The sequence below is a fragment of the Vreelandella gomseomensis genome, from assembly GCF_031451645.1.
In the GTDB taxonomy this organism is placed as follows: Bacteria; Pseudomonadota; Gammaproteobacteria; order Pseudomonadales; family Halomonadaceae; genus Vreelandella; species Vreelandella gomseomensis.
Genome location: NZ_JARWAI010000010.1, coordinates 124782 through 138434, shown reverse-complemented (window position 1 = coordinate 138434; position 13653 = coordinate 124782). Strand labels below are relative to the sequence as shown.

The following is a 13653-nucleotide window of genomic DNA, read 5'->3' as shown; positions in this document are numbered from 1 at the left end:
CCTCGCAAGTCATTGACTCATTGACGCATTTTGTCATTGATAAAGTGCGTCACCTTCTCGGTAAATACGCCTTGGGCGAACTGCTCAGCCTGTTTAGCGCACGCGTCAGTTGAGTAATGCATGGGGTCGGACGCTTGCTGCGCTTCGAACATGGCAATACATGCCCTCAAGGCATCGGCGTTTTGCTCGGGTACATGCATACCGGTTTGGCCATCGACGATGGTTTCTTCGGCACCGCCTGCTCCATAAGCGATGACCGGCGCACCCGCCGCCTGGGCTTCGACCGGCAGAATGCCGAAGTCTTCCTCTGCCATATAGACAAAGGCTTTTGCCCGCTCAAGATGATCAATAAGAATGTCATCTGACTGGTAGCCCAGCATTTTTATATTAGGCGCCGCCTTGGCAGCCAGCGTATCGAAATCCGGACCATCACCTATGACGATAAGCTCTCGGTCAGGCATCTGGTTGAAAGCATCTATAATTAAGTCGATGCGCTTGTAGGGCACCATGCGGGCGGCTGTCAGATAAAAGTCGCCGCGCTCCCGGTTGGGATTAAATTTATCAATTTCTACCGGTGGATAAATAACGGCAGCCGGCCGACGATAGAAAAGCTCTACACGCCTTTTTATATAATCCGAAATGGCAATAAAGTGGTCGACACGCTGTGCGCTTAGATAGTCCCATTGACGAAGTCTGTGCAACTGCCAGCGCATCAGCATACTTACCATGCCTTTCTCTTTGCCGGACTGCCGCAGGTATTGGTGCTGCATGTCCCAGGCGTAGCGCATCGGGCTGTAGCAGTAGCATATATGGATGGCGTTAGGGTCTGGAATAATCCCTTTTGCAACGGCATGACTGCTGGAAAGAATCAGATCAAAGCCTTTTAGATCAAACTGCTCGACCGCAAGCGGCATCAAGGGCAAGTATCGACGATAGTGCTTACGCGCACCTGGCAGCGCCTGAATAAAGCTGGTGTGGATGGCACGGCCTTCCAGGCAAGCAACCGAGCCCGGCTTCAAAAAATTGACGGTGGTAAAGATCTCCGCCTGGGGGTAGCAGGCCAGCAATTGGGCCAGGGCTTTTTCTGCCCCGGCCCAGGTGGTCAGCCAGTCGTGAACGATGGCGACTTTCATGACGACATGTGACTCCTCAACATGTAATTCCTTTTCACGCCTGGCTTATTTACGTCCGTAGTCGTCGTTATAGCGGACGATATCGTCCTCACCGAGATAGGAGCCGGTTTGTACTTCGATCAGATGCAATGGAATGACACCTGGGTTTTCCAGACGATGAACCGTGCCTAATGGGATGTAGGTTGACTCGTCTTCGGAAAGTAGAAAGCTCTTTAAATTGCTTATATCCCCATGCCCTTCGCCCTGTGTCACCTGGGCAGTCCCCTGCACCACGACCCAGTGTTCGGCGCGATGATGATGCATCTGCAGGGAGAGCTTTGCGCCAGGTTTGACCACGATCTCTTTCACTTGAAAGCTGTCGGTCAACACCATGGTGCGATAATTGCCCCATGGCCGATAGACACGCTGGTGTGACTGCGATTCCTTGCGTCCCGCGACCTTCAGGGCATTGACAATCTGCTTGGTGTCTTGCGCACGACGGCGGTCTGCGACCAGCACGGCATCATCCGTCTCAACGATAATGAGGTTTTCAACCCCGACTGCCGCCACCAGCCTTGTTTCACTATGAATCAAGCTGTTGCGGGTATCGTGGAGCATGACGTCACCATGCAGTGCGTTACCGTCATTGAGGTGATCCGCTGCTTTGAGGTCATAAAGCGCGTCCCAGGCGCCAATATCGCTCCAGCCTGGGTTCATCGGCACCACGGCTGCATCGCGTGTATGTTCCATGACTGCGTAGTCAATGGACTCACTGCGACACTGGGAAAACGCATGGGCATCTATACGCAGGAAATCCATGTCTTTTGTGCCCGCTGCGCACGCCTTTTCGCATGCGTCGAGAATATCGGGAGCAAACTGGGTCAGCGCTTCAAGATAGTCCCCTGCTTTAAACAGGAAGATGCCGCTGTTCCAGAGATAATCGCCACTTGCAAGATACTCGGCAGCACGCTCGGCGTCGGGCTTTTCAACAAATGTATCAACACTAAACCCGGTACTTAACGGTTGACCTTGCTTAATGTAGCCATACCCGGTATGCGCGGTGTGCGGCTTGATACCGAAGGTGACCAGCTTTCCCTCATTAACCAGCGCCAGGCCTGACGCTACGGCTTGGAGAAACGCCGCTTCATCTTTGATAACGTGGTCGGCTGGCATCACCAGCAAGGCCGTTTCGGGGTCGGTCTGTTTCGCTGTCAACGCGGCTAATGCAAGGGCAGGTGCCGTGTTGCGGCCACATGGTTCAAGGATAATCTGGGCATCACGGCAGCCGGTTTGATGAAGTTGCTCGGCAACCAGAAAACGGTGCTCCTCGTTACACACCATGATGGGTGGCCCCGCTTCGCTCAACGATGCCACACGCTGGGTTGCTTCCTGCAACAGGCTCAGATCGTCTCGATGTAGATTGAGGAACTGCTTTGGGTAGTGTTCACGGGAAACCGGCCAGAGACGTGAACCTGAACCACCAGATAAGATAACGGGTAAAATCACCACCACTCCTTAGCAAAAACTCAATAAATATAATCTGTTATGGCTGAGTATTGATAAAACCACGTGTAAGCGTCATGACAAGAATCTTTAAATCAAACCCTAATGACCAGCGCTCGATGTAGTAAAGATCATACTCCACGCGTTTACGCATCAGTTTAACATCATCGGTAATGCCCCGCAGGCCGTTGACTTGCGCCCAGCCTGTCATGCCTGGTTTGACCCGGTGACGTTGCATGTAGATATCAATATGATTCTTGTAATGATCATTATGATCCATGGCGTGTGGCCGCGGGCCTACGAGCGACATTCTTCCCTGCAGCACATTGTAGAGCTGGGGCAGCTCGTCCAGGCTTGTTCGGCGCAGAAATGCGCCCAGCGGCGTTACACGCGGGTCATGATGAGCGGCTTGCTCGGTCGTAGCGCTTTGGTGTAGCGACATTGTGCGGAATTTATAGATCTTGAAGCGCTTGCCATCCAGTCCGTGGCGCTCCTGCTTGAACAGCACCGGCGAGCCCATCTTGCAGCGGATAGTGATGGCGATAGCGGTCATTACGGGCAGAAATAGCACGAAAAGAACAAGTCCCAGGATACGGTCTTCAAGATTTTTTACGATCCGCATCGGACCGTTCAAGGGCGTGTAGTTCAGTTCCAGCGAATACAGCCCCGCGACTTGGGCAATACGATGATTGAGTAGACGAATGTCCGGCAAGTCTGGAAAGTAACGAACGGCGGCAGGTACCGCGGCCAATAAAGCCATCAGCTGGCGCACCCTTTCACCTTCCGAGAGAGGGTAGCCGAGCCACACCTCATCGAAGTCACGCTGAAAAATACTCGCTTGCGCGAGGCGACGAATATTGACCAGAAAGCGCTTATCCTGACTATCCACAAGATGCTTGACGATCACGTAACCTGCGTGGGGCGTATCGGTGACGTTTTTCTCAAGCAGTGCCAGATTTGCCGCATGACCGATAAGCAGTACGCGCTTGAGGTTATGGCCGGACGCACGCATGCGGCGCAAATAAAGATAAAGCCCGATGCGCGTCATATTGCCGATGAAAAAAACCGACAGTGCGGCCGTTCCCATCCAGAGGCGAGAGTAAAGGTGAACGCTTTGCAGCAGGGTCAATAATAAGCTGAGCAGCAGAATCGTGACCATCCATGCCAGCGTGTAAACCCCTAACATGGTGTACAGACTGCGTCCCCGCCAGGACTGATAAAGCCCGATCAGCTCGCCCACGGCCGGCAAAAGCAAGCTACCGATCAGAATGAGGAACAGGTAATCGTGCCCGTCGATGACGATGTCGGGCATCATCCACAGGGTCAGAAGCGAGACGCCAAGCGCGATTGAGGCATCGAAGCAGTGCATGGCTCGGCGGAGCCAGTCACTGCTCTGCGGACGCTTGTAAACCGCCATCGGGTGTTATTCCGCTGCCATGGGCGTATTAACGTTGGTCGTCATGGAGGCGAGCAGCTGCATCACCTTCGCCAGATCGTCACTTTCGAGATCGCCGACGGCGGACTGCAGGGCTAATCTGTCCAGGGCGTATTCCCCGAGCGTGTCAACGTAGTTGATACGCTGGTCGTAGAGACTGGCGCGGGCGTCCAGCACGTCGACCAGGTCACGTAACCCCAGCTGCTCACCGCGCTCGGCGGCATCCAGGAATAGCTGGCTGGATTCGATGGCCTGCTTCAGCGCTTCCAGGCGCCGGACCCCGCCGTTGAGCGAACGCAGCCGCGTGCGCACTTCTTGCACGGCCAGATTGCGCTCGTTGTCTACCGCCGCCTGATTAGCTTCAATGCGCTTTTCACCCTGACGCACACTCGCGTTGGTGTAGCCACCGCGGTAGATGGGCATGCTGAATTCAACGCGTGCGGTATAGTCTTCGCTAGTGCGCAGCTGGTCGTCGCTTTCTCGGTCGCTATAGCTCAGGTTGAGATTGAGCTCGGGGTAATAGCCGGCACGGCGAGTGCTGGTGTCGGCTTCGGTGGCGCTTTGTTCTTCCTGGGCCAACAATACGTTGAGGTTCTGGCCGGTGCGCGCCAGCCAGGCATCCGGCTCGCCCCATTCACGCTGAAGCTCGACGTTGGCTAATTCACCTACCGCCAGGCCGCGCATGCTTGGACGGGTGCCTGTCAACCGCTCGAGTTCGCTGAGGGCGTTATCCAGCTCGTTTTCCGCTTCCACAGCATCGGCAATCGCCTGGTCGAGGCGCGATTGCGCTTCAAGGAGGTCGACACGATTACCAACGCCAAGGTCGTAGGCACGACTGGCCTGGCGCACCTGCAATTCCAGCGATTCTTCCTGGGACTTAAGCAGCCCCAGGCGCTGAGAGGCCAGATAAGCCTGGATATAGGCTTCGCTGACGCTGAGGGCGAGATCGCGCTCCACCACGGCCAACTGGACTTCGGCGGCGCTGATCTGGGCGTCGGCGACATCCAGGCCTCGCCAACGCTCCAGGCTGAACAGGGGCTGTTGCAGCTGAACCTGCCAGTACTGGTCGTCGAACTCGCCGGGGCGCTGGGCGGGTTGATCAAGCCCGAAGCCATCCGGGTCGGTTTGTATGTTGGTGGAGTCCTGCCAGAGGTACCCGCCGCTGGCACTGATCTGAGGCAGCAACTGCGAGCGGGCCAGGGGCCGCTCTTCCCGCGTGGCTTCCAGCTCATAGCGCTGACGGCTCAGGTCTGCATCGTTCTCCAATGCCTGAACAAACAGCTCGGGCAACGAGGGCAGGCGATGGGTTTCTTCACCGGCATCGTCCAGCGCTTCCAGCTCGGCGACGGCGTCTTCGCTGGCGGGCACATCTTCCTGCGCCGACAGAGGTGCTGCCACCCAAACAACCAGTGCCAGCGGTGCCCAGCGACACCATGTGCGTGTCGTGCGTTGCATCAGTCCTCCCGAATGGCGCGAGCCAGCATATCGGTGATCGGCTTGGCGATGTAGCTTGCGAAGGTGCGTTCGCCGGTGCGAATCATCACTTCAGCGGGCATGCCGGAAAGCAGCTGCATTTGCTCGGTCATTTTCTCTCGCCCTTTTTCGGTTACCCGCACACGCGCACGATAGTAGTTTTCGCCCGTGGCTTCATCTTCGAAGCTATCAGCACTGACGTGAATCACCTCGCCATCAATGACGTCGGTCAAACGCTGATTGAAGGCGCTGAAGCGAATCTCGGCAAACTGCCCGACAAAAATATTATCGATGTCACGGGTCGGGATTCGTGCTGCAACGACAAATCCATCATTGGAAGGCACGATGTTCATGATCGTATCGCCCCCACGAATGACGGCGCCCTCGGTGTGCACTTGACTACCGACGACCGTGCCGGATACCGGTGCCTTCACGACGGTACGCTCTACCTGGTCGGATAGCGAGACGATCTGCTCCATGGACTCGGCGATTTGCGACTGCGCCTGGCGCAACTGCTCGCCTACTTCCTTCTGGAACTCTTGCTGCTGGATTTCACGCTCCAAGCGATTTTCGCTGATCTGCGAGCGCAGCTGGGCAATGTTGGATCGAAACTCGGCGTTATCACCTTCGTACTGGAGAATTTGGCGTTCCAGCTCGCGCAGGCGCTGATTATCGCCCAGCCCTTCACGGTAGAGCGAGCGAAAGTCTTCCGCCTCACCCCTCAGTGAGCTGATGCGGTTGTTATTGACGCTGATGCGCTGCTCCAGGCCGTCAATCTGCTCGCGCATTTGCACGATCTGTTCGTCCAGCGATTCCAGCGTGCTTTTCAGCGACTGCTGGCGAGCCGTGAAGAGACTTTGCTGAACCGCAATGATCTGCTGCATGCGCGGGCTGTCTGGGTTTCGGATATCCTCCGGCATTTCCAGCATTTCGGCGCCTTCCTGCTCGGCGAGCAGGCGTGCCTCCATGGCACGGCTGATCAAGTACTGAGAGCGAGCGATTTCCAGCTGCGAGCGGGCCTGGGTATCGCTGAGCACCAGCAGAGTATCGCCGGCCTCGACCTTGTCGCCGTCCTCGACCATGAGTTCTTCGACAATGCCGCCTTCAAGGTGCTGCACGGTGCGCTTGAACGATTCGATGGACACGCTACCTGGCGCCACCACCGCCACGGCCAACGAGGCGGTGACAGCCCACAGCACAAAACCGCCCAGGGCGATAAACAAGATGCCAAAGCCGAGCTTGCGATAGCCCTTGTCACTGGTAGGCAGTTTTTCATGTGCTTCGCCGTCCAGCGTTGCCGGCCCTTGCGGTGTAACGTCAATCTCTGATTCAGCGGATAGCTGGCGTTTATCGTTACTCATGTTACGTTTCCTCGCTGCCACGGCCGCCCTGAATAGCGGATAGACGTGCTGCGTTTTGCTGCCCTACCTGCGCCTTGGACTTCTTGGCGAATTGCGCCAACACCTCGTCGCGTGGGCCGAACATGCTGACCTGGCCTTCTTTCATGACCAGCAGCTTGTCCATGTTCTTCAGTACGCTGGTACGGTGGCTGATGACAAATAGTGTGGTGCCTTCCGCCTTGAGCTGGCCAATCGATTGAGAAAGCGCACGCTCACCTGCGTCGTCCAGGTTGGCATTGGGTTCATCCAGCACTACCAGCACCGGGCTACCGTAAAGGGCTCGTGCTAGCCCGACGCGTTGACGCTGGCCGCCCGACAAAGCACCCGAGGTGGATGAAATCATGGTGTCATAGCCATTGGGCAGCTCGAGTATCATTTCGTGCACGCCGGCTTTCTTGGCGGCAGCGACCACCTGCTCGGCATTGATGTCGCCGAAACGGGCAATGTTCTCGCTGATCGTGCCGTCGAACAACTCGATATCCTGGGGCAGGTAGCCAATGTAGGGGCCGATCTCATCACGGTTGTATTGGGTAATGACCCCGCCGTCGAGCCTTACATCACCCACCTGTGAGGGCCAGATGCCCAGCAGCACGCGGGCCAGCGTGGATTTACCGGCGGCACTGGGGCCGATAATACCGATGTGCTCGCCTTTTGCGGCGGAAAAATTGATGCCTCGGATCGTAGCCATGCGCGTTCCGGGGGGCGCGGCCGCCACGCCTTCAAAGTCGACCTTGCCCTGGGGAGAAGGAAGCGACATGCGGCGCTCTTCCCGGGGGATCTGGGTGAGCAGTTCATTAAGCCGGTCATAGGCGCCGCGTGCGCTGACAAAGCCTTTCCAGCTGCCGATCATCTGGTCGATCGGCGCCAGCGCTCTGCCCATGATGATGGAGCCCGCAATCATCATACCGGCGGTCATTTCGGCTTGAAGAACCAAAAAGGCACCCAGACCCAGAATCATCGACTGGAACAGCAGGCGAAGCACTTTGGAGGTATTGGTCAAAGCGCCTGCACGGTCGCTGGCTTGGGATTGTTTGGCCAGGAATTCGTGATGGCGCTTGGACCAGCGTCCCATGATGCCGGGCAGCATGCCCATGGCGTGCAGCACTTCCGCGTTGCGCAGATTGGAGTTAGCCAGGTTTTGTGCCTGGATATGCTCACTGTTGGCCTCTGCCATCAGGCGCTTGGTGGCTTTCTCGTTGGCGATGGCCAGCGCCAGTAGAATGATGGCCGCACAGGTGGCGAAAATCCCTAGCCAAGGGTGGAAAAGAAACAGCACGCCCAGGTAAACCGGTACCCAGGGCGCATCAAAAAAGGCAAACAGCCCGTTACCGGTCAGAAACTGGCGCAGGCTGGTCAGATCGCTCAGGGGCTGTGCACTCTGGCTGCCCTGCGCCACCAGGCTGCGTCGGAACATGGCGCTGTAAAGCCGTTCGTTGATGTTGGTATCCAGGTGATTGCCCACCCTGACCAGCATGCGTGAGCGAACCAGTTCCAGCCCTCCCATCACCATGAACAGGAACACCACGACAAGCGTCAACATGACCAGCGTATCGACACTCTGGGTGCTGAGCACGCGGTCATAGACCTGCAGCATGTACATGGGGGGAACCAGCATCAGCAGATTGACGAACATGCTGAAGAAACCGACCGACATGAACGATCCTTTGCAGGTTTTCAACGCACGCTGCAGATCCGTTGCTTCCTGTTGCTTTGCCATGTGAGGGTCACCGTTGAATCGTGGAGGCGTCAAGCACTGAAATTTAATCGACGTAGCATAACAGAAACGCCCCTACAGCGGGTAGAGGCGTTGCTGGTAGCGGGAAATTTCAGCTCGTTGAGCCAATAAGCTTTACTTGCTGGGGCTGGGTGCGCACATCGGGTTTGTAGGAGCGCACTTCATTGCGCGATCAGGAGAGATCGAGCTACCGCGTTTGATTACTTGTAAACAGGCAGCCGTGCACACACCTCGGCGACCTTGTCCAGCACCTGCGCTTCGATGGCGCTGGTGTCGTCACCGCTTGCCAGCACGTCGAGGATGTCGCAGATCCAGCCGGCCAGGTCGCTACATTCTTGCTCGCCGAAGCCGCGCGTGGTCACGGCAGGGGTGCCGATGCGCAGGCCGGAGGTGACGAACGGGCTTTGCGGGTCGTTGGGTACGGCGTTCTTGTTGACAGTGATGTGCGCACGGCCGAGGGCGGCGTCGGCGTCTTTGCCGGTCACGCCCTGCTTGATCAGCGAAAGCAGGAAGAGGTGGTCTTCGGTGCCGCCGGAGACGATGTCGAAGCCGCGTTCGATGAACACACCCGCCATTGCCTGGGCGTTCTTGACCACCTGTTGCTGGTAGGCCTTGAATTCAGGCGCCATGGCTTCCTTGAAGCAGATGGCCTTGGCGGCGATGACGTGCATCAGGGGGCCGCCCTGGCCGCCGGGGAATACCGCGGACTGCAGCTTCTTTTCGATCTCCGCGTCATTCTCGGCGGAGAGAATCACGCCGCTGCGCGGGCCACGCAGGGTCTTGTGCGTGGTGGAGGTGACCACGTGGGCATGGGGCAGCGGCGTCGGGTAGACTCCCGCCGCGACCAGACCTGACACGTGGGCCATGTCGACCAGCAAGTAAGCGCCCACTTCGTCGGCGATCTCGCGGAACCTGGCCCAGTCGACGATTTGCGAGTAGGCGGAGAAGCCAGCGATGATCATTTTCGGCTTGTGCTCATGGGCCAGCTGGGCGACCTGATCGTAGTCGATCAGGCCCTTCTCGTTCAGCCCGTACTGTACGGCGTTGTAGTGCTTGCCGGAGAAGTTGGGCTTGGCGCCGTGGGTCAGGTGGCCACCGGCGTCCAGGCTCATGCCCAGGATGGTGTCGCCGGGCTTGACCAGCGCCTGGAAGACGGCGCTGTTGGCCTGGGAGCCGGAGTGCGGCTGCACGTTGACGTAGGTCGCGCCGAACAGTTCCTTGGCGTAGTCGATCGCGAGGTTTTCGGCGATATCGACGAATTCACAGCCGCCGTAGTAGCGCTTGCCGGGATAGCCTTCGGCGTATTTGTTGGTCAGCTGGCTGCCCTGGGCTTCCAGTACGCGGGGGCTGGCGTAGTTTTCGGAAGCGATGAGTTCGATGTGGGCTTCCTGGCGCGCCACTTCTTTCTGCATGGCGTCAAACAGGGCATCATCGAATCCGGCAATTGTCATATCGCGGCTGAACATCGGCGGGGAACCTCGCAAGAAGGGTCGGTCATGAAAGAGTAGACCGCCATGATACCTCAGGTGCAGACGAGTTTCATCGCATCCGCGTCAGGATGCGGATGAATCGTGCTCATGTTGGCACGACCAAGGCGCGTTCATACTCGCCTAGCCGTTCAGTGCCGCTTCAAGGGCACTTTCCCAGCGTTCGTCACGCTGCCCACACACAATGAAATGCGGATTGAGCACGCTTTCCTGCTGATTGCAGCGCAGCGGCTCCAGGGTGTGGGCGTTGAGCACCTCGCCGCCTGCGGCCGTCACCACGGCCTGGGCGGCGGCGGTGTCCCATTCGCTGGTGGGAGCCAGGCGCGGGTATAAATCGGCCTGGCCTTCGGCCACCAGGCACAGCTTGATCGAGCTGCCCATGCTGACGCGCTCGTGCGCAGGCAGACCCGCACAGAAGCGTTCAAACGCCTCGGCGCCGTGGGAGCGGCTGCCGACTACCTTCCAGGGCGCCGTTTCGGGATCGGGCAGCGCCCGCGCCTGGAGATTGACGTAGATGCCCTGTGCGATCTTGAAGACTTCACCGCCGACCTGCCCTACCCAGGTGGTCTGCAGCACCGGCGCGTAGACGATGCCGAATACCGGCACGCCTTTTTCGATCAGCGCCACGTTCAGGGTAAATTCGCCGTTCTTGTTGACGAACTCCTTGGTGCCATCCAGCGGGTCGATCAGCCAGTAGCGCTGCCAGTCCTGGCGGGTGGCAAAGGGTATCTCGCCGGACTCCTCGGAGAGCACCGGCACCTCGGGGGTGAGGTCTTTCAGCATCGCAATCAGTGCGTGATGCGAGGCCATGTCGGCGTCGGTAAGCGGGCTCTGGTCGGCCTTGGTCTCGACCGAGAATCCACTCTGGTAAATCGCCATTACCTCTCGACCAGCGGCGTGGACGCCTTCGATCAGGCGGGCACGTTTTTCATTCGTTACAAAAGCAGTCACTGGATCACCTCGAAAAGAGAAAAAAATCAGACGCGTAGCGGCGCCTTGCTGCTCAAAATCCCCACACCAGCGGCACCAGGCCAATCACCGTGATGGCTACCAACACGCTGAGCGGTGCGCCCAGGCGCAGGTAGTCGCTGAAGCGGTAGCCGCCAGGGCCCAGCACCATCAGGTTGGTCTGATAGCCCAACGGGGTGATGAAGCTGGCCGAGGCGGCAAACATGATGGCGACGGCGAAGGGTAAGAAATTGACTCCCAGCTGGTCGGCCACCGAGACGGCAATCGGGAACATCAACACGGCGGCGGCATTGTTGGTGATCAGTTCGGTAAATACCGCCGTCATCAGGTAGACCAGCGCCAGGGCGGCCCAGGGAGCAAGGTCTTCCGACAGCAGCAGCCATTGCGCCACCTGGGTGGCCGCGCCGGTTTCGGTCATGCCCGCCCCCAGCGCGAAAGACGCAGCGATCACCGTCAGCACCGAAAGGTCGATATAGCGGCGTGCCTTGCTCATGGGCACGCAGCGGGTGGCCAGCATGCCGCCCCCGGCGAGCAGCGCAGCTTCGAGAATCGACAGCACCCCGGTGGCGCTCAGCCCGACCATACCCGCCAGAATGCCCAGCGCCACCGGGGCCTTGCGAAAATCCGGCGGCGTCGAGTCGGTGAGGCCACTGACCAGCAGAAAATCCTTGCGGTAGCGGTACTGGTCGACAAAATCCTGGGCGGTTTCCAGCAGCAGGGTGTCCCCCACCTGCAGGGTCACGGCGCCCAGCTTACCCGGAATACGCTTACCGTTGCGCGAAATGGACAGGATCACCGCCTGATAGCGGGAACGAAACCGCGAGTCACGGACGGTCTGGTTGAGGCCACCGAAATCCGGGCCGATGACCGCTTCCACCAGGCAGCGCTGGTGGTGGGCGATGTCCAGCTTGTGGATATCGCCGCTGGCGGGTTTCAGGCCATGCACGCGGCGTAGCTCCCGGGCACATTCCGGCGCGCCGATAAACACCAGGATATCTCCCGCCATCAGCTCGGTGTCCGGCGGCACGGCCGTCAGCAGGTGGCCGTGGCGCTCGATATCCGCCAGATAACCGTGCGCCAGGCTGCGCAGCCCGGCATCGGCAATGGTCTTGCCCACCAGCGGGCCCTTGGCTTCGACCTCCACCTCGACGGCGTACTCGCGGGCCTGTTCAAGCTGCTCAAGAACGCCCTGGCGGTCGGGCAGCAGCCTGTTGGTAAAGAAGTACAGAAAAGTGCCACCGACCAGTACCAGCGGCACGCCTACCCAGGCGAGTGAAAACATCGAAAGGCTGACGCCCCGCTCGGTCTGCAGCAGGCCATCCACCACCAGGTTGGTGCTGGTGCCGATCAGCGTGCAGGTGCCGCCGATGATCGCCGCGTAGCTCAGCGGCAGCAGCAACTTGCCGGGAGGCAGCTTGAGGCGAGCGGCCCATTCCTGTATTGCCGGGATGAACATGGCAACCACGGTGGTGTTGTTCATGAACGCGCTGAGCCCGGCAGCGGGCAGCAACACCCGCAGCTGCGCCTGGCGGAGCCGCGAGGGCTGGCCCAGCAGGCGGTGAGCCAGCCATTGAATTGCGCCGGTTTCTTTCAGCCCGGCCGCCACCACGTAGAGCGTGGCAATGGTGATCACCCCGGGATTGGAAAACCCTTGCAGCGCCTGGCCGGGGGTCAAGGTGCCGCTGATGACCAGGCCACCGAGGGCGGACATCAGAATGGCATCGGGGGCAATGCGGGTAAGCGCCAAGGCGGCTAAGGTGGCCACGACCACCAGCAGAGTAAAAATAGCCGCGATTTCCATAGTGCTCCAAGCTACATCATTTTCAAGGCAAGTCGCCCGTTTAAGATCAGACGCTTACTCCAGTCCAGGCCATTTGAACCTGCGGCGATGGGAGCCAGTCCCATACGTTATATTTGCAGAGGCTGGCGAGCGCTTTCGGTACTGTTCAGGGCTCACTTGGATATCAAGTCATCTAGCGTTACTGAATTTCCTATATGTCGATCTGAAAGCTTTTGATCGTCAGTTACCAGGACAAAGCCGCCGATTAGCGCGGTGGCCGAAATGATACTGTCGGGCAGCTTCAAAGAAGACGTTCTACGTATTTTGATTGCCGCATCCTGAATGGGCTTTTCCAGCTGTATTACCCCAAGGTTCTGCAGCAATGCTTTCAGCTTGGCTTCCTCTTTACCTGTCAGAGAAGGCCAGGACAGAAGCTCCATCTCCGTGACGACTGAGACCGCATACCGATTAGCCGGTAATTTAAGCTTGCGGTTGAGCGCGTAGATAATGGCATTCGTATCAAGCAGATATCTACCATTCATCCCGCCACTTCCTCTGCACGACAACACCATCATGTTCTTTGAATGCAGTAATAGCGATGTCGCTAAAATCTAACGCTTTTTCAGGCGGCTCCTTGACAGCATCGTCTTCAATCATCACCACAATATGCGCATGATGATTCTGCAACTCATTGTATTCAGGCGGAATAGTCACAACGCCATTTTTTATGTCCGCTTCGAACTCAATTGCATACATGAC

The 13653-nt window shown here is 58.2% G+C and carries 11 protein-coding genes; all 11 read right to left on the bottom strand.

Going from position 1 to position 13653, the window contains the following annotated elements; translation table 11 throughout:
• Positions 1–17: 17 nt before the first annotated feature.
• The 11 genes from QC815_RS13865 to QC815_RS13815 all read right to left on the bottom strand — a co-directional run bounded on the left by QC815_RS13865 (position 18) and on the right by QC815_RS13815 (position 13650).
• Positions 18–1133: a glycosyltransferase gene (locus tag QC815_RS13865; protein WP_230447450.1), complete on the bottom strand. Its 1116-nt coding sequence runs from the start codon at positions 1131–1133 to the stop codon at positions 18–20.
• 45 nt (positions 1134–1178) lie between these two features.
• Positions 1179–2618 carry a mannose-1-phosphate guanylyltransferase/mannose-6-phosphate isomerase gene (locus tag QC815_RS13860; protein WP_310540385.1) on the bottom strand — a complete coding sequence of 480 codons (1440 nt, stop codon included), beginning with the start codon at positions 2616–2618 and terminating at the stop codon, positions 1179–1181.
• A 37-nt stretch (positions 2619–2655) separates the two neighbouring features.
• Positions 2656–4032: an undecaprenyl-phosphate glucose phosphotransferase gene (locus QC815_RS13855; protein ID WP_310540383.1), complete on the bottom strand. Its 1377-nt coding sequence runs from the start codon at positions 4030–4032 to the stop codon at positions 2656–2658.
• A gap of 6 nt (positions 4033–4038) precedes the next feature.
• Positions 4039–5505: a TolC family outer membrane protein gene (locus tag QC815_RS13850; protein ID WP_230447447.1), complete on the bottom strand. Its 1467-nt coding sequence runs from the start codon at positions 5503–5505 to the stop codon at positions 4039–4041.
• A complete protein-coding gene (locus QC815_RS13845) occupies positions 5505–6884 on the bottom strand; it encodes an HlyD family type I secretion periplasmic adaptor subunit (protein ID WP_230447446.1) in 1380 nt (459 codons plus the stop codon). Before QC815_RS13845 ends, QC815_RS13850 begins: the two co-directional genes overlap by 1 nt.
• 1 nt (position 6885) lies before the next feature.
• A complete protein-coding gene (locus QC815_RS13840; RefSeq protein ID WP_230447445.1) occupies positions 6886–8640 on the bottom strand; it encodes a type I secretion system permease/ATPase in 1755 nt (584 codons plus the stop codon).
• A 218-nt stretch (positions 8641–8858) separates the two neighbouring features.
• Positions 8859–10124: a serine hydroxymethyltransferase gene (gene glyA / locus QC815_RS13835; RefSeq protein WP_230447444.1), complete on the bottom strand. Its 1266-nt coding sequence runs from the start codon at positions 10122–10124 to the stop codon at positions 8859–8861.
• 144 nt (positions 10125–10268) lie between these two features.
• A complete protein-coding gene (cysQ, locus tag QC815_RS13830; RefSeq protein WP_310540378.1) occupies positions 10269–11096 on the bottom strand; it encodes a 3'(2'),5'-bisphosphate nucleotidase CysQ in 828 nt (275 codons plus the stop codon).
• 52 nt (positions 11097–11148) lie between these two features.
• Positions 11149–12915 (bottom strand): SLC13 family permease, encoded by a 1767-nt coding sequence (locus QC815_RS13825; protein WP_230447442.1) that lies wholly within the window; start codon positions 12913–12915, stop codon positions 11149–11151.
• 152 nt (positions 12916–13067) lie between these two features.
• A complete protein-coding gene (locus tag QC815_RS13820) occupies positions 13068–13436 on the bottom strand; it encodes a type II toxin-antitoxin system VapC family toxin (protein WP_310540376.1) in 369 nt (122 codons plus the stop codon).
• Positions 13426–13650, bottom strand: a complete 225-nt coding sequence (locus QC815_RS13815) for a hypothetical protein (RefSeq protein ID WP_230447440.1) — start codon at positions 13648–13650, stop codon at positions 13426–13428. Before QC815_RS13815 ends, QC815_RS13820 begins: the two co-directional genes overlap by 11 nt.
• Between the last annotated feature and the right edge of the window lie 3 nt (positions 13651–13653).